Source organism: Stenotrophomonas sp. YJH_SMC_91, from assembly GCF_059368495.1.
Genome location: NZ_JCAFRT010000003.1, coordinates 46369 through 63177 on the forward strand (window position 1 = coordinate 46369; position 16809 = coordinate 63177).

General features: G+C 67.2%; 16 protein-coding genes. 11 read left to right on the top strand and 5 right to left on the bottom strand.

Features of this window, described 5'->3' with window-relative positions; all coding sequences use genetic code 11:
- Positions 1-227 precede the first annotated feature (227 nt).
- From AC5P5X_RS05770 to AC5P5X_RS05785, 4 genes are read left to right on the top strand one after another with little or no spacing between them, the layout of a single operon-like run.
- On the top strand, positions 228-809 hold the full coding sequence (locus AC5P5X_RS05770) for a nitroreductase family protein (RefSeq protein ID WP_111189417.1): 582 nt from the start codon (positions 228-230) through the stop codon (positions 807-809).
- A complete protein-coding gene (locus tag AC5P5X_RS05775; protein WP_005408166.1) occupies positions 806-1741 on the top strand; it encodes a 5'-3' exonuclease in 936 nt (311 codons plus the stop codon). The genes AC5P5X_RS05770 and AC5P5X_RS05775 overlap by 4 nt, the downstream gene beginning before the upstream one ends.
- Positions 1738-2292, top strand: coding sequence for an NUDIX hydrolase (locus AC5P5X_RS05780; protein WP_062607743.1), 555 nt, complete (start codon positions 1738-1740; stop codon positions 2290-2292). Before AC5P5X_RS05775 ends, AC5P5X_RS05780 begins: the two co-directional genes overlap by 4 nt.
- Positions 2285-3082, top strand: a complete 798-nt coding sequence (locus AC5P5X_RS05785) for an N-formylglutamate amidohydrolase (RefSeq protein ID WP_111189412.1) — start codon at positions 2285-2287, stop codon at positions 3080-3082. Before AC5P5X_RS05780 ends, AC5P5X_RS05785 begins: the two co-directional genes overlap by 8 nt.
- Before the next feature lie 136 nt (positions 3083-3218).
- On the opposite strand, the gene AC5P5X_RS05790 is transcribed toward AC5P5X_RS05785, so the two are convergent.
- Positions 3219-4637 carry an MFS transporter gene (locus tag AC5P5X_RS05790; protein WP_111189411.1) on the bottom strand — a complete coding sequence of 473 codons (1419 nt, stop codon included), beginning with the start codon at positions 4635-4637 and terminating at the stop codon, positions 3219-3221.
- Positions 4638-4727: 90 nt separating this feature from the next.
- Between AC5P5X_RS05790 and AC5P5X_RS05795 the strand changes: the two genes are divergently transcribed.
- Positions 4728-5627 carry a LysR family transcriptional regulator gene (locus AC5P5X_RS05795; protein WP_258391099.1) on the top strand — a complete coding sequence of 300 codons (900 nt, stop codon included), beginning with the start codon at positions 4728-4730 and terminating at the stop codon, positions 5625-5627.
- Between the two features lie 373 nt (positions 5628-6000).
- On the opposite strand, the gene pip is transcribed toward AC5P5X_RS05795, so the two are convergent.
- Both pip and prmC read right to left on the bottom strand, forming a co-directional pair.
- Positions 6001-6942 (bottom strand): prolyl aminopeptidase, encoded by a 942-nt coding sequence (gene pip, locus AC5P5X_RS05800; protein ID WP_111189410.1) that lies wholly within the window; start codon positions 6940-6942, stop codon positions 6001-6003.
- A 48-nt stretch (positions 6943-6990) separates the two neighbouring features.
- The gene (prmC, locus tag AC5P5X_RS05805) at positions 6991-7848 is read right to left on the bottom strand and encodes a peptide chain release factor N(5)-glutamine methyltransferase (protein ID WP_065183696.1); all 858 of its coding nucleotides are present in this window, start codon (positions 7846-7848) and stop codon (positions 6991-6993) included.
- Between the two features lie 297 nt (positions 7849-8145).
- On the opposite strand from prmC, the gene ahpC reads away from it, so the two are divergent.
- From ahpC to AC5P5X_RS05830, 5 genes are all read left to right on the top strand, one after another.
- Positions 8146-8709: an alkyl hydroperoxide reductase subunit C gene (gene ahpC, locus AC5P5X_RS05810; RefSeq protein ID WP_005408159.1), complete on the top strand. Its 564-nt coding sequence runs from the start codon at positions 8146-8148 to the stop codon at positions 8707-8709.
- A 223-nt stretch (positions 8710-8932) separates the two neighbouring features.
- Positions 8933-10525: an alkyl hydroperoxide reductase subunit F gene (gene ahpF, locus AC5P5X_RS05815; protein WP_005408158.1), complete on the top strand. Its 1593-nt coding sequence runs from the start codon at positions 8933-8935 to the stop codon at positions 10523-10525.
- An 85-nt stretch (positions 10526-10610) separates the two neighbouring features.
- Positions 10611-11573, top strand: coding sequence for a LysR substrate-binding domain-containing protein (locus AC5P5X_RS05820; protein WP_005412310.1), 963 nt, complete (start codon positions 10611-10613; stop codon positions 11571-11573).
- Between the two features lie 123 nt (positions 11574-11696).
- Positions 11697-12101 (top strand): nucleoside diphosphate kinase regulator, encoded by a 405-nt coding sequence (gene rnk, locus AC5P5X_RS05825; RefSeq protein ID WP_005408156.1) that lies wholly within the window; start codon positions 11697-11699, stop codon positions 12099-12101.
- A gap of 50 nt (positions 12102-12151) precedes the next feature.
- Complete coding sequence (locus AC5P5X_RS05830; RefSeq protein WP_100438891.1) at positions 12152-13108, top strand: transaldolase; 957 nt, start codon at positions 12152-12154, stop codon at positions 13106-13108.
- A gap of 701 nt (positions 13109-13809) precedes the next feature.
- On the opposite strand, the gene msrA is transcribed toward AC5P5X_RS05830, so the two are convergent.
- Together msrA and AC5P5X_RS05840 are read right to left on the bottom strand one after the other, a co-directional pair.
- Complete coding sequence (gene msrA, locus AC5P5X_RS05835) at positions 13810-14475, bottom strand: peptide-methionine (S)-S-oxide reductase MsrA (RefSeq protein ID WP_049395825.1); 666 nt, start codon at positions 14473-14475, stop codon at positions 13810-13812.
- A 30-nt stretch (positions 14476-14505) separates the two neighbouring features.
- Complete coding sequence (locus AC5P5X_RS05840; RefSeq protein WP_005408153.1) at positions 14506-14769, bottom strand: putative signal transducing protein; 264 nt, start codon at positions 14767-14769, stop codon at positions 14506-14508.
- Between the two features lie 259 nt (positions 14770-15028).
- Here AC5P5X_RS05840 and AC5P5X_RS05845 point away from each other — a divergent pair, with 259 nt between their 5' ends.
- The gene (locus tag AC5P5X_RS05845) at positions 15029-16777 is read left to right on the top strand and encodes a glutamine--tRNA ligase/YqeY domain fusion protein (RefSeq protein ID WP_049395815.1); all 1749 of its coding nucleotides are present in this window, start codon (positions 15029-15031) and stop codon (positions 16775-16777) included.
- Positions 16778-16809: the final 32 nt, after the last annotated feature.

The following is a 16809-nucleotide window of genomic DNA, read 5'->3' on the forward strand; positions in this document are numbered from 1 at the left end:
CACGGACAGTGAAACAGTCCTCACTTCAAACCTCATGACCGGCGGCCCGGCAAGGTAGATATCGTAAGCCGTGCAAGGCCTGCGAGGCGAGGGGAAGCGGCCGCCCGTTTCCCGCCAGTGGCATGACGTTCATCACAGTTTGGTATTCAAAGGCCAGACGCGACACAGACGGTGTCTTTGACCACCCCGACTATAATCAAACCTTCGTGATGACCGGTTCAGACTCCATGCCCGACCCCGCCGCCCTGCTCGCCCTGGATGCCCGCCGCTCAGTGCCTTCGCGGCAACTGGCCGAGCCCGGCCCGGACCCGGCCACCCTGCAGCGGATGCTGGCTTCGGCATTGCGCGTGCCCGATCACGGCAAGCGCGTACCGTTCCGCTTCCTGAAGATCGCCGGCGATGCACGTCACACTCTGGGCGACTTCCTGGCCGAGCGCAGCCGCCAACGCGACCCGCATGCGGGCGAGGCCGTGTTCGAGAAGGATCGCCAGCGTTTCAGCCATGCGCCGCTGGTGATCGTGGTGGTGGCCAGCCCGCGCCGGGACCCGAAGGTCCCCGAGCAGGAGCAGCTGATGACCGCCGGCTGCGTCTGCTTCGCCCTGCTGCAGGCCGCACAGGCGCTGGGCTTCGGCGCGCAGTGGCTGACCGCCTGGATGGCCTTCGACCCCGCCGTGCACGCCTACCTGGGCCTGGCCGAGGGCGAAGGCATCGCCGGTTTCATCCATATCGGCACGCCGAAGGCCGCCGTGCCCGAGCGCGAGCGTCCGGACCCTGCCACCCTGCTGCGCGACTGGACGCCTCCGGCATGACCCTGCCGGTACCACCGCCGTCGCTGTACCTGGTCGACGCCAGCATCTATGTGTTCCGCGCGTGGCACTCCCTGCCCGACCAGTTCCAGGACGCGCAGGGCTGGCCGACCAATGCCGTGCACGGCTTCGCCCGCTTCCTGCTGGACCTGCTCGAGCGCGAACGCCCGCGTCACATCGCCATCGCCTTCGACGAAGCGCTGGACAGTGGCTTCCGCCACCGCCTGTACCCCGCCTACAAGGCCAACCGCGACCCGGCGCCGGAGGCGCTCAAGCGCCAGTTCGTGCACTGCAAGGCGTTGTGCGCGGCGTTGGGCCTGGCGGTGCTGGCGCACCACGAGTACGAGGCTGACGACCTGATCGGAAGCGCCCTGCATGTGCATCGTGGCAGCCACCGCGGCGTGATCATCTCCGCCGACAAGGACCTGTCGCAGCTGCTGCTGGATCACGACGAGCAGTGGGACTACGCACGCAACCAGCGCTGGAACGTGGCCGGAGTGAAGGCGCGGCACGGCGTGCACGCGCACCAGATCGCCGACTACCTGGCGCTGTGCGGCGATGCGGTGGACAACATTCCCGGCATCAGTGGCGTCGGCAGCAAGTCCGCCGCCGTGCTGCTGGCCCATTTCGGCAGCATGGATGCGCTGTACGAACGCCTGGACGAAGTGCCGTTCCTGCGCCTGCGCGGCGCCGCCCAGATGGCGGTGCGCCTGCGCGAGCAGCGCGAGCACGCCCAGCTCTGGCGCCAGCTGACCACCATCGCGCTGGACGCGCCACTGGAAGGCAGCCAGCCCGGCCTGCTGCGCCAGGCGGCCGATCCCGAGCTGCTCGGCGGCCTGTGCCAGACCCTGCGCTTCGGCCCGATGACCCGCCGCCGGCTGTTCGATGCCGCCGGCGTGCCCGATATTCTTCCCACCCACAGCGAGCCCGCATGAGCCAGCGCAACACCGAAGCCCCGCGTGTCGTCTATGAAGGCAAGTACCAGCGCATGCTGGTGCGCGGCACCTGGGAATACAGCGAACGTACCCACGCCGGTGGCCTGGCCGCGATCATCATCGCCGTCACCCCCGAGGACAACGTGCTGTTCGTAGAGCAGTTCCGCGTGCCGCTGCAGGCACCCACCATCGAGATGCCGGCCGGCCTGGTCGGCGACATCCACGCCGGCGAATCGATCGAAGTCTCGGCCGTGCGCGAACTGGAAGAAGAAACCGGCTGGACCGCCGATCACGCCGAAGTGCTGCTGATCGGCCCGACCTCTTCCGGCGCCAGCAGCGAGAAGATCGCTTTCGTGCGCGCTACCGGCCTGCGCCGCGTTGGCGAGGGCGGTGGTGACGACAGCGAAGACATCATCGTGCACGAGATTCCGCGCAGTGAGGCAGCGGCCTGGCTGGTGCAGAAGATGGGCGAAGGCTACGAGCTGGACGCCAAGCTCTGGGCCGGGCTGTGGATGATCGAGCATCACCTGGACGGACGCCCGCGTGGCTGACGCCGACCTGCACGCGCTGCCGGCGCTGCTCGGCGCCGACGACCCGGCGATCCATACGATCCACCGGCCTCAGGGTGCCTCGCCGTACCTGATGCTGGCCGATCATGCCGGCCAGCAGGTGCCGCGTACCCTCGCAGGCCTGGGCTTGCCGCAGGCCGAACTGGACCGCCATATCGGCTGGGACATCGGCATTGCCGGCACCACCCGCGCACTGGCCGAACGGCTGGATGCCTGGGCCATCGAACAGACCTATTCGCGGCTGCTGATCGACTGCAACCGCCCGCTGGCCTCGCCGACGCTGATTCCGGAGGTGAGCGACCACACCGTGGTGCCGGGCAATGCCGGGCTGTCGGCGGCACAGCGGCAGCAGCGTATCGATGCGATCCACGCGCCCTACCACGCGCGCATCGACGCGGAACTGGATGCGCGCCGAGATGCCGGCCGCCCCACCCTGCTGGTGATGATGCACAGCTTCACTCCGGCGATGAACGGCGCGCAGCGACCGTGGCATGCCGGCGTGCTGTACCACCAGGACACGCGCTTCGCCCATGCCTTGCTGCAGGCACTGCGCGAGGAAGGCGACCTGGTGGTTGGTGACAATGAACCGTATTCGGTGAGCAGCACCAGCGACTACGCAGTGCCGGTGCATGGCGAAGGCCGCGGGCTGGTGCACGTGGAACTGGAAATCCGCCAGGACCTGATTGCCGATGTGGCTGGGCAGCAGGCGTGGGCGGAGCGGCTGGCGCGGATCTTCAGCGCATTGCAGCCGCAGTTGCTGGCGTTCGGTTGAACGCGCGTGGATCCATTCCGGATCGGTAGTGCCGGCCGCTGGCCGGCAACCTCAATGATCCAACCACCCCGAGGTTGCCGGCCAGCGGCCGGCACCACCGCAGGCGTGGCACATCCACCCACGCCAGCGCCTTCAATCATGCCTCGCTGACCGGGCAGACGGCGGCGGCCGACTCGACCGGCGCCGGGCGCAGGCCCAGCGCGATCACCACGCCGAGCGCGGCGAACAACGCGGCGCCGTACTGTGCATTGACCATGCCCTGCAGGGCGTCGGCACTGGTTGCTGCCTGCGTGCCGCGCGCGGCGTTGGCCACCATCACCAGCACCGCCAGTCCCAACGCCCCGCCGATCTGCTGGGCGGTGGCTGCCATGCCGGACGCGACGCCCTGCTGTGCGGCCGGCACTCCCTGCCCGGCCACGATCCACATCGCCGTCCAGCTCATGCCCTGGCCGATGCTGAGCACCACGATGCCCGGCAGCAGCGGCCAGTAGCTGGCACCGTGCGGCATCGCCAGCGCCACCGCGGCAATGCCGATGGCACCGGCGGCGAAGCCCCAGGCCAGTACCTGCCTTGGCGAACGGCGCCGCAGCATGCGTTCGGCAATACGGATGCCGAAGGTGCACACCAACGTCGGCAGCAGGAAGGCCATGCCGGCCTGCAGCGGGCTCCAGCCATAGCCATCCTGGAAGTAGAGCGCCAGGAAGTAGTACTGCACGCCATAGCTGCTCATGAAGGCGAAGGTCAGGCCGAGTGCCGCGCGCAGGCCCGACAGGCGCAACAGCGAAAACTGCATCAGCGGGTCACGGCTGCGTTTTTCGATCTGTACGAACACCGTCAACAGCACGGCTGAAAGCAGCAGGCAGATCAGCGTGGCCGGTGCCGTCCAGCCCCACTCCGGCCCTTGAACCAGGGTAGTGACCAGCAGGCTGCCGCCGGCGGTGACGGTCAGGCAACCGGCCAGATCGAAGGAGCGGCCGCGCACCCTTGGACCATCGGACGGCAACCACGCACCGGCTGCGACCGCACACGCCGTGGCCAGCGGCACGATCACCGCCAGCACCGCCGGCCAGCCGAACGCCTGGGTCAGCACGCCACCCAGCAGCGTGCCCAGCGCCAGGCCCACCGCACTGGCCATGCTCCAGATCGCCAGCGCGCGGTTGCGCATCGGGCCTTCGGCGTACAGCGTGTTGATCAGTGCCAGCGTGGCGGGGAACAGCAGGGCCGCACCGACGCCCTGCGCGGCGCGCGCGATGATCAACAAGGTGGCATTCGGCGCCAACGCACCGAGCAGCGACGCCAGTGCGAACAGCAGCATGCCCAGCCGGTAGAAACGGCGACGGCCGATCAGGTCGGCGGCGCGGCCACCCAGCAGCAGGCTGCCACCGAACGCCACGGTGTAGGCACTGACCACCCACTGCAGCTGCTGCGCGTTGATCTGCAGCGCGCGGCCCATGTCATGGAGGGCGACGAAGATGATGGTGGCGTCCAGGGCGATGATCAGCTGCGCGGTGGCCAGCAGGGTCAACGCCCAGCGCGGGTATTTGAGGGGAGGCATCGGCGGTCTGGATCGATGGGGGAGCGCAGTCTCATTGATGCGGGCCAATCAATAAACCCCTGCCCGACCATATCTGTCATGATTTTCGGCATGAATGGATCCTCGTTGGACCTCAATGCCGTGCGCATGCTGGTGCAGGTGGCCGAGGCACGCAGCTTCACCGTCGCTGCCGGGCAGCTGGGCCTGAGCCAGTCCGGCATGTCGCGCGCGATCGGGCGGCTGGAAGCCACGCTGGGGGTAAAGCTGCTGCAGCGGAACACCCGCAACGTGGCGTTGACCCCGGATGGCCGCCAGTTCGTGGAACAGGTGGCACCGCTGCTGGCCGGCCTGGACGATGCCGAGCGGCAACTGGCCGACCGCCCGTGCACGCCCTCGGGTACGTTGAAGATCAGTGCGCCGTCGATGTTCGGGCGCAAGGTGCTGGTGCCGATGCTGGCGCCATTACTGGAACAGCATCCGCAACTGCAGGTGGAAGCCGTGCTCAGCGACCGCCTGGTCGATCTGGTCGAGGAAGGCTTCGATGCCGCGCTGCGCACCGGCGTCATCGCCGACCAGCGCATCGTCGCGCGGCCATTGCGGCCGCTGCGCTGGGTGACGGTGGCCAGCCCCGCGTATCTGGCCCGCTGTGGCGCACCGGACGATGTGGCCGCGCTGCAGGATCACGCCTGCCTGGCGGTGCGCAACCTGCGCAGTGGCCGGCTGGTGGACTGGCAGTTCCTGCAGGACGGGCAACTGCGCGAGTTCACGCCGCCGACGCGGATGGTGTTCGACAGCGGCGATCCGCTGGTGGAAGCGGCCATCGCCGGCATCGGCATCGTGCAGGTGATGGATTTCGCGGTGGCCGACGCGCTGGCTGACGGCCGCCTGCAACGTGTGCTGCAGCCGTTCGAGGGCCGCAGCCGCGCGCTGTCACTGATCTACCCGCCGTCGCGCCAGCATTCGCCGAAGCTGCAGGTGCTGGCCGACGCATTGCTGGCCGGGGATTGGTAGCGCCGGCCGCTGGCCGGCGTCTGCAGGAATCCACCCGTTTCAGGTTTGCCGGCCAGCGGCCGGCACTACCGGGCTGTGGTCGATCCACGCCATGCGTGGACGAGGGTTCATAGCGCCGCGCATGACTCGGCGCTACCGGTGCGGCGTTGCCGGCCAGCGGCCGGCACTACCAGACTGTGGTCGATCCACGCATGCGTGGATGAGGGTTCATAGCGCCGCGCATGACTCGGCGCTACCGGTGCGGCGTTGCCGGCCAGCGGCCGGCACTACCAGGCTGTGGTCGATCCACGCCATGCGTGGATGAGGGTTCATAGCGCCGCGTATGACCGGCGCTACCGGTGCGGCGTTGCCGGCCAGCGGCCGGCACTACCGATCAGGCGAAGCTGTCGGTGGCGCGCACCAGCGCGTCCACGTTCTCGGCCTCGAACGCCGAATGGCCCGAGGCCGGCGTGATTTCCAGCTTCGCCTTCGGCCAGACCTTGGTCAGGTCCCAGGCATTGGCCAGCGGGCAGACCACGTCGTAGCGGCCGTGCACGATCACGCCGGGAATATCGGCGATGCGGTGCGCGTCGCGCAGCAGCTGGTCTTCCACCTCGAAGAAGCCGCCGTTGACGAAGTAGTGGTTCTCGATGCGGGCAAACGCCAGCGCGAAGTGCGGGTCTTCGTGGCTGTTGATGAAGTCATCATCGACATGCAGGAAGCTGGTCGCGCCTTCCCACACCGCCCACGCCTTGGCCGCTTCCAGGCGGGTGGCTTCGTCGTCGCTGGTCAGGCGGCGGTGGAAGGCCGAGATCAGGTCATGGCGCTCCACCGACGGGATCGGCTTGAGGTAGTGCTCCCACGCATCCGGGAACAGGCGGTTGGCGCCTTCCTGGTAGAACCATTCCAGCTCCCAGCGGCGCAGCATGAAGATGCCGCGCAGGACCAGTTCGGTCACGCGCTGCGGATGGGTTTCGGCATAGGCCAGCGCCAGGGTCGAACCCCAGCTGCCACCGAACACCTGCCAGCGATCGACCTTGAGGTGTTCGCGCAGCTTCTCGATATCGGCAACAAGGTCCCAGGTGGTGTTGTCCACCAGGTCGGCGTGCGGGGTGGAACGGCCGGCACCGCGCTGGTCGAACAGGATGATGCGGTACTTGGACGGGTCGTGGAACTGGCGCATCTTGTCGCTGCAGCCACCGCCCGGGCCACCGTGCAGCATCACCACCGGCTTGCCGTCCGGGTTGCCGCACTGTTCGAAGTACAGCGTGTGGCGGTCGTCGACCTTCAGGGTGCCGACGTCGTAGGGGGGGATGGCGGGGTACAGCGTACGCATGCTTGCAGCTCCAGGGTGATGCCCTGCCGGGGCAGGAGAACCTCCATTCTAGGCCGGACGCCGGCCCAGGGTGATGCGGTCGCGCTGCTCCAGATCCTGCACGGTCTGCACCTCGGCAAACCCCGCCGCGTCGAACAGCGCGCGGATCGCCTCGCCCTGGTCCCAACCGTGCTCGATCAGCAGCCAGCCGCCGGGCAGCAGGTGGGCCTGGCCACCGTCGACGATGCGGCGGATGTCGTCCAGGCCATCCGGACCCGAGGCCAGTGCGGTGGCCGGCTCGAAGCGCAGGTCACCCCGCTCCAGATGCGGATCGTCGCTGGCGATGTACGGCGGGTTGCTGGCAATCAGATCAAAACGCGCGCCCTGCAGCGGTGCATACCAGTCGTGCCCGCCTTCAGCGAAGCGGACGTTGCGCAGATCATGGCGGGCGGCATTGCGCGCGGCCACGGCCAGCGCGCCCGGGCTGGCGTCGGTGGCCAGCACCTGCGCCTGCGGCCGTTCGCTGGCCAGTGCCAGTGCAATCGCACCACTGCCGGTGCCCAGGTCGGCCAGCTGCAGCGACTGGTCTGGCGGCAGGCGCTCCAGTGCCAGCTCGACCAGCAGCTCGGTTTCCGGACGCGGGATCAGCGTGGCCGGGTCGACCTCCAGGTCCAGCGTCCAGAATCCGCGACGGCCGGTCAGGTAGGCCACCGGCTCACCGGCCACGCGGCGGGCCAGCAACGCCTCGAAGGCGGCCTGGTCATTGGCGGCCAACGGATCGGTGGCGTGCGCGAACAACCAACTGCGCGGGCGGTCCAGTACATGCAGCAGCAGCAGTTCAGCCTCGTGGCGGGCTTCGATGCCGCCGAGACGGGCACTGGCCTCGGCCACGATCTGGCGCAGGGTGGGTTCGGTTTGGAAAGACATTCCGCAATTGTAGAGCCGCAGTCGAGCGTGGCTCGACACTACAAAAAGCTGCAATCCGTTCAGGTTCTGCCGGAGGGAATAAGGAGGGGCTATCGGCCCCTTTCCGCGCCTCCGGGAGATTTCCCTTGTCACACAGCCAGTTGCAGGATGGGAGCGGCAAGGTTCAGTGCCTGCTCATGACCGAATGATAGACTCCATCTATCAAATAGATGCAATCAATGGATTGTTCTTATCGCCAGCGAGTCGGTAACCTAGCTCCTGTCGATTCACCCACTCCCCTTCACCAGAGGAAAAACGATGTCCCTGATCAACACCCAGATCCAGCCGTTCGAAGCCAACGCTTACCACAATGGCGAGTTCATCAAGGTTTCCGACGCCAGCCTGAAGGGCCAGTGGTCCGTCCTGATCTTCATGCCGGCCGCCTTCACCTTCAACTGCCCGACCGAGATCGAAGACGCGGCTGACCATTACGCCGAGTTCAAGAAGGCTGGCGCCGAGGTCTACATCGTCACCACCGATACCCACTTCTCGCACAAGGTGTGGCACGAAACCTCGCCGGCCGTCGGCAAGGCCCAGTTCCCGCTGGTCGGCGACCCGACCCACCAGCTGACCAACGCCTTCGGCGTGCACATTCCGGAAGAAGGCCTGGCCCTGCGTGGCACCTTCATCATCAACCCGGAAGGCGTGATCAAGACCCTGGAGATCCACTCCAACGAGATCGCCCGTGACGTGTCCGAAACCCTGCGCAAGCTGAAGGCTGCCCAGTTCACCGCCGCCAACCCGAACCAGGTGTGCCCGGCCAAGTGGAAGGAAGGTGAGAAGACCCTGACCCCGTCGCTGGACCTGGTCGGCAAGATCTAACGCAGTACCGGCCTGCCGTGGCCCCACGCCACGGCGCGCCCTTCATCCCCATGCCGGTGCCCTACCGGCGTGGGGGTGAACCCAAGACAGCCAACGCTCGCCCGCCTTGGCCAGCCAGCCCCTTCCACGGTCGCTGTCTTGGGTTCACCCCTACCCCCAGCTGGTCCGCTACCTTGTACAGCGGTGCCACGCCCCCTGTTTGCCTGAAGCCAGGAGAAGACCGATGTTGGACGCCAACCTGCAGTCGCAGCTGAAGACCTATCTGGAGCGCGTGACCCGCCCGATCCAGATCACCGCGCACGCCGACGACGGCGCCAAGTCGCAGGAGATGCTGGAACTGCTGCAGACCCTGGAAAGCCTGTCGGACAAGATCTCGCTGCAGGTGCTGCGCGATGGCCAGGGCCGCGTGCCGTCCTTCGACCTGGGCACCCCGGGCCAGGACATCCATCTGACCTTCGCCGGCCTGCCGATGGGCCATGAGTTCACCTCGCTGGTGCTGGCGCTGCTGCAGGTGGGCGGTCATCCGTCCAAGGCCACCGCCGAGCTGATCGAGCAGGTGCAGAACCTGGAAGGCGAGTACAGGTTCGAAACCTACTTCTCGCTGTCCTGCCAGAACTGCCCGGACGTGGTGCAGGCGCTGAACCTGGCGGCGGTGCTCAACCCGCGCATCCAGCACGTGGCCATCGACGGTGCCCTGTTCCAGGACGAAGTCGAGAAGCGCGAGATCATGTCGGTGCCGACCGTGTACCTCAACGGCGAAGTGTTCGACCAGGGCCGCATGACCCTCGAGCAGATCGTGGCCAAGCTGGACACCAATGCCAGCAAGCGCGATGCCGAGAAGATCGCCGCCAAGGACGCCTTCGACGTGCTGGTGGTGGGCGGTGGCCCGGCCGGTGCTGCAGCGGCGATCTACGCCGCACGCAAGGGCATCCGCACCGGCATCGCCGCCGAGCGTTTCGGCGGCCAGGTGCTGGACACCATGGCGATCGAGAACTTCATTTCGGTGAAGGAGACCGAAGGCCCGAAGCTGGCCACGGCACTGGAACAGCACGTGCGCGAGTACGAGGTGGACATCATGAACCTGCAGCGCGCCAGTGCGCTGGTGCCGGCCGGCGAAGACGGCCTGGTGCAGGTGCAGCTGGAGAACGGCGCGGTGCTGAAGTCGCGCTCGGTGATCCTGTCCACCGGCGCGCGCTGGCGGCAGATGAACGTGCCGGGCGAAGACCAGTACCGCAACAAGGGCGTGGCCTACTGCCCGCACTGCGATGGCCCGCTGTTCAAGGGCAAGCGCGTGGCGGTGATCGGCGGCGGCAACTCCGGCGTGGAAGCGGCCATCGATCTGGCCGGCATCGTGTCGCATGTAACCCTGCTGGAGTTCGATTCCAGCCTGCGCGCCGATGAAGTGCTGCAGAAGAAGCTGCGCAGCCTGGCCAATGTCACCGTGCTGACCAGCGCACAGACCACCGAAGTGCTGGGTGACGGCAGCCGTGTCACCGGCCTGGTCTACAAGGACCGCGTCGGCGGCGACGCCCACCGCGTCGAGCTGGAAGGCATCTTCGTGCAGATCGGCCTGCTGCCCAACACCGAGTGGCTGAAGGATGTGGTGGCGCTGTCGCCGCGTGGCGAGGTCGTCATCGACGACCGCGGCCAGACCAACCTGCCGGGTGTGTTCGCTGCTGGCGATTGCACGACGGTACCCTACAAGCAGATCATCATTGCCATGGGCGCCGGTTCGACCGCCGCACTGAGCGCGTTCGACCACCTGATCCGCTCGTCGGTGAGCAACAGCAGCGGTGCCGTTGCTGAAGCGGCCTGATCCACCGTTCCCAGATCACCGGGAACATTGTCTGCCTGTCGGGTAACCATGCCGTCAGCCGGTCCGTTACCCTTGGGGTGTAAGGATGAACCTACGTGATCTGAAGTACCTGGTAGCCCTGGCCGACCACAAGCATTTCGGCCGGGCTGCCGCCTCCTGCTTTGTCAGCCAGCCCACGCTGTCCACGCAGATCCGCAAGCTGGAAGAAGAACTGGGCCTGCCGCTGGTGGAACGCGCACCGCGCAAGGTGATGCTGACCCCGGCCGGCCAGGAAGCGGCGGCACGGGCACGGGTGATCGTGTCCGAAGTGGAGCAGCTGAAGGAAGCGGCGCGACGCAGCCGCGACCCGGAAGCCGGGACGGTGCGCCTGGGGATCTTCCCGACCCTCGGTCCGTACCTGCTGCCGCATGTGATCCCACGCATCCGCGAGCGCTTCCCGGAGCTGGAACTGCTGCTGGTCGAGGAAAAGAGCGATGTGCTGCTGGACCGCCTGCGCGAAGGCAAGCTGGACGCCGCGCTGCTGGCGCTGCCGGTAATCGACGACCAGCTGCACGCCGAGTTCCTGTTCGAGGAACCGTTCCTGCTGGCGGTGTCCGGGCGCCACCCGCTGGCCCGCCGCGAACACCTGGATGTGCAGGAACTGGCCACGCAGAAGCTGCTGCTGCTGGAAGATGGCCACTGCCTGCGCGACCAGGCGCTGGAAGTGTGCCGCCTGTTCGGCGCCAACGAGAAGTCCGAGTTCCGCGCCACCAGTCTGGAGACGCTGCGGCAGATGGTTGCCGCCGATGTCGGCATCACCCTGCTGCCCAGCCTGTCGGTGCAGCCGCCGGTGCCGCGATCGAACAACATCCGCCTGCTCGACTTCACCGGCGAGGGCCGTCCCAGCCGTCGCATCGCCATGATCTGGCGCCGCAGCTCGGCCATGAACGACTTCCTGATGGAACTGGCCGACCAGTTCAAGCGCCTGCCGCAGGCGCTGTTCACCCTTGATGCGGTGAATGCCACCGGCGAAGCGACCGCCCTGCCCGGCCCCGCCCTGAACGGCTGAACCCCCGCAGCACCGGCCTGGAATCGGCAGGAGTCGATTCCGGCCGCATTTGTCCCCACAATACAGACAGGCGGCGCCAGCAGGTGCCGCCTTTTGCATGGCTTTCAACCAAGGAGCTTCACCATGAGTACCGCCAGCGGCCTGCCGCCGTCGATCACCGTTTCCACCTTCGACATGGACCGCCTGGACGCCATGCTCGAATCCCCTGCGCTGAGCCAGACGCCTGCCGCGCTCGCGCTTGCTGAAGAACTCAACCGGGCCACCGTGCTGGCACCGGACCAGATTCCCGAAGGCATCGTCATGATGCATTCGCGCGTGGAGTGCGAAGATGAAGTGTCGGGCGAGAAGCACGTCCTGACCCTGGTCTTCCCCCGCGAAGCCAACGTCGATGAAGGCAAGGTTTCCGTGCTGGCCCCGGTCGGCAGTGCCCTGCTCGGCCTTTCGATCGGCCAGAGCATCGACTGGAACGCGCCCGGCGGCCGCAAGCTGCGCCTGCGCGTGACCGCGGTCCACAACGACCGCCCCTGATTACCGCTGCGCACCGCGCGCGATTCGATCCCCCTGCACCAGGAGCCGTAATGAGTACCCCGTCCAAACTGTCCCAGCTGCGCGAACTGTCCGTGGTCGTTGCCGATACCGGTGACTACGAGGCGATCAAGCGCCTGCAGCCGGTGGACTGCACCACCAATCCGACCCTGGTGAAGAAGGCGCTGGACCTGCCGGTCTACGCCGAGCTGATCGAACGCGAACTGGCCTGGGGCCGCCAGCAGAGTGGCGACCGCGAAGCCGTGGTGCACGCCGTGGCCGACCGCCTGACCATCGGCGTCGGCGCGCTGCTGAGCACGCTGGTGCCGGGCCGCGTGTCCACCGAAGTGGACGCCGACCAGGCCCACGACACCGCCGCCACCGTGGCCAAGGCCCGCCAGTTCATCCAGATGTACGCCGATGCCGGCGTGCCGCGCGAGAAGATCCTGATCAAGATCGCCGCGACCTGGGAAGGCGTGGAAGCCGCGCGCATCCTGCAGGCCGAGGGCATCGACTGCAACCTGACCCTGATCTTCAACCCGACCCAGGCGCTGGCCTGCAGCGAAGCCGGCGCGTTCCTGATCTCGCCGTTCGTCGGTCGTATCCTCGATTGGTACGTGGCCAACGGCCAGACCCCGGCCACCATCGACGAAGACCCGGGCGTGAAGTTCGTGCGTGGCGTGTATGCCGAATTCAAGCGCCGCGGTTCGCCGACGGTGGTGATGGGTGCCTCGTTCCGTTCGACCGCGCAGATCGAAGCGCTGGCCGGCTGCGACCGCCTGACGATTTCGCCGGACCTGCTGGAGAAGCTGGACGCCGACCACGGCGAGCTGCCGCGCAAGCTGGTGGCCGGTGCAGCGGACGGCACGGCGGTGACCCCGATCGATGCGGCGAAGTTCGCGGCGGACCTGGCGGCCGATCCGATGGCGACCGAGAAGCTGGCGACCGGTATCGATGCGTTTGCCAAGGATCTGCAGGCGCTGCGCGAGCGGATCCGCGCGGCACTGTGATTCCGGCCAACGGCTGAGCCCCTCGTGGCGGGTCGGTTGGTCGCGAAGGGCATGAAGCAACAGCCGTGCTGGGTCGGGCGGGTTGGGTTCGCGGGAGACGCCGTGAACCCGTCCATGGGGGCTTGGCCGCGGCATCCATGCCGCGGACACCCCCGCGAACCCAACCCGCCCGCCCTCTGACAAGTTCCTGCGGCCGCCCGCCAAGGAAGAAAGAAAGAAGAGCAACAGCGGGTCGCGCGCTTCGCTTGCTCGCAGCCGAGCATGGCTGTGCCGGTCGTCCTGACCGGCACCCTCCGGGCCGTCGCGCAAGCGACGTTGGCAGCGGCTCCTGCCGCTGCCTTCAGCTCTACAGAAAGCACTGCAGAACCAAACAAAAAGGACGCGGCGAACGCCGCGTCCTTTTTGTTTTTCTTCAGTTCGTCAGTAACCAATGCTCTCGCCCACCGTCACCGGAAAACTGTCGAAGGTGGGACGGGTGCAGATGGCGGGACCGTCCACGGCATGGATGCCGTGGCCGAGCCCCCAAGGACGGGTTTACGGCGTGTCCCGCCATCTGCACCCGTCCCGCCAAACTCACAGCAAACCAGAGCCGCTTGGCTTTGGCTTTGGCTTTGGCTTTGGCTTTGGCTTTGGCTTTGGCTTTGGCCTTGGCCTTGGCTTTCAGCCGTTGACGTTGCCCGCCGCAGGCGGACCACCGCGCGTCAGCGCGGCGCCTCCACATCCAACCCGATCGGGCAGCTCACGCCGGTGCCGCCGATGCCGCAGTAGCCGTTCGGATTCTTCGCCAGGTACTGCTGGTGATAGTCCTCGGCGTAGTAGTACGCCGGTGCCGGGTACACGATCTCGGTGGTGATCGGGGCGTAGCCGGCCGCATCCAGCTGCGCCTGGTAGGCCTCGCGGCTGGCCAGCGCGGCCTTGTACTGGGCTTCGTCGGTGGTGTGGATCGCCGAGCGGTACTGGGTGCCGGTGTCGTTGCCCTGGCGCATGCCCTGGGTCGGGTCGTGGCTCTCCCAGAACAGCTGCAACAAGCGCTCCAGGCTCACCACCGCCGGGTCGAACACCACCTGCACCACTTCGGTGTGGCCGGTCAGGCCCGAACAGACCTCTTCATAGGTCGGGTTCGGGGTGATGCCCCCGGCATAGCCCACCGAGGTGCTGTACACGCCCGGTTCGCTCCAGAACTTGCGCTCGGCGCCCCAGAAGCAGCCCAGCGCGAAACGGATCTGCTGCAGGCCGGCAAAACGGTCCTTCAGCGGATGGCTGTTCACGAAGTGCTGGTTGCTGTGCAGCGGCAGCGGCTGGTCACGCCCCGGCAGCGCCTCTTCCGGGCGTGGCAGGCGCTGCTTGAAGGCGCCGATGCCGAGGATGCCCTGGCCAATTCCCAACATGATGCGCTCCTACGCCGGAAGTCCGGCTATGTCGTCTGCATCTGAAATGGGGGCGTCCGGCGCGTGGCCCAAGTCCAGCGCCGCCACGATGTCCTCGGCCTGCGGGCGTGCCGCATCGGGGATTCCCACCCGCAGCACACCGAACAGCGGCAGCTCGCCCATGCCGCCCAGCAGCTGCTCGCCAAACACGAAGGCCGGGATGCCGGCATCTTCCAGCGCGTGCTTGACCAGGTGGGCGTCGAACAGGTTGTCGGCCTTGTACACGATGTGCATGCGGCGGCTCCGTGGGACAGGGTTCCAGCATACGCCCGGAAGCTGAATGGTGGTGGTGACGGCGCATGACCGTTCTGCCGGCCAGCGGCCGGCACTACCCATCCACCTTCCGGTAGCGCCGGCAGCGGGCCGGCGGAATGTGGATCGCCGTGCAGTTGGGTAGTGCCGGCCGCTGGCCGGCATCCCCACACCCCACCGGGCAGCCCTGCCCCGTACGCGCTAGACTGTTGGTCTTTCTGCCCTTTTTCGCCCCAGACTCATGTCCGAGCACACCCCCGCCAGCCCCGAGACCCCCGCCGACAGCCACGAGAAGCGCGATTTCATCCGCCAGATCGTGCGCGAGGACCTGGCCAGCGGAAAGCACCAGGCGATCAAGACCCGCTTCCCGCCGGAGCCGAACGGCTACCTGCACATCGGCCATGCCAAGTCGATCTGCCTGAACTTCGGCATCGCCGGCGAATTCAGCGGCGTCTGCAACCTGCGCTTCGACGACACCAACCCGGCCAAGGAAGACCCGGAATACGTGGCCGCGATCCAGGACGACGTGCGCTGGCTGGGCTTCGAGTGGAACGAGCTGCGCCATGCTTCGGACTACTTCCAGGCCTATTACCTGGCCGCCGAGAAGCTGATCGAACAGGGCAAGGCCTATGTCTGCGACCTGTCGGCCGAGGAAGTGCGCGCCTACCGCGGCACCCTGACCGAACCGGGCCGCCCGTCGCCGTGGCGCGACCGCAGCGTCGAGGAAAACCTCGATCTGTTCCGCCGCATGCGTGCCGGTGAGTTCCCGGATGGCGCGCGCACCCTGCGCGCGAAGATCGACATGGCCAGCGGCAACATCAACCTGCGCGATCCGGCGCTGTACCGCATCAAGCACGTCGAGCACCAGAACACCGGCAACGCGTGGCCGATCTACCCGATGTACGACTTCGCCCACGCGCTGGGTGATTCGATCGAGGGCATCACCCACTCGCTGTGCACGCTGGAGTTCGAAGACCACCGCCCGCTGTACGACTGGTGCGTGGACAACGTCGATTTCGCCCATGACGATGCGCTGACCCAGCCGCTGGTCGATGCCGGCCTGCCGCGCGAAGCCGCCAAGCCGCGCCAGATCGAGTTCTCGCGTCTGAACATCAACTACACGGTGATGAGCAAGCGCAAGCTGATGGCGCTGGTCACCGAGCAGCTGGTGGACGGCTGGGAAGACCCGCGCATGCCGACCCTGCAGGGCCTGCGTCGCCGTGGCTACACCCCGGCCGCGATGCGCCTGTTCGCCGAGCGCGTGGGCATCAGCAAGCAGAATTCGCTGATCGACTTCAGCGTGCTGGAAGGCGCGCTGCGCGAAGACCTGGACAGTGCAGCGCCGCGCCGCATGGCGGTGATCGATCCGGTCAAGCTGGTGCTGACCAACCTGCCGGAAGGCCATGAAGAACAGCTGACCTTCAGCAACCACCCGAAGGACGAGAGCTTCGGCAGCCGCGAAGTGCCGTTCGCACGCGAAGTGTGGATCGACCGCGAGGACTTCGCCGAAGTGCCGCCGAAGGGCTGGAAGCGCCTGGTTCCGGGTGGCGAAGTGCGCCTGCGCGGTGCCGGCATCATCCGCTGCGATGAAGTGATCAAGGATGCCGACGGCACCATCACCGAGCTGCGCGGCTGGCTGGATCCGGAATCGCGCCCGGGCATGGAAGGCGCCAACCGCAAGGTCAAGGGCACCATCCACTGGGTCAGCGCCGTGCACGGCGTGCCGGCCGAGATCCGCCTGTACGACCGCCTGTTCTCGGTGCCGAACCCGGACGACGAATCGGAAGGCAAGACCTACCGCGATTACCTCAATCCGGAATCGCGCCGCACCGTCACCGGCTATGTCGAGCCGGCTGCGGCCAGCGCCGCACCGGAGCAGTCGTTCCAGTTCGAGCGTACCGGCTACTTCGTCGCCGACCGCCGCGACCACACCGAGGCCAAGCCGGTGTTCAACCGCAGCGTGACCCTGCGCGATACCTGGTCGGCCTGAGGACCTGCGCGGGCGCCAGGACGGCGCCCGCA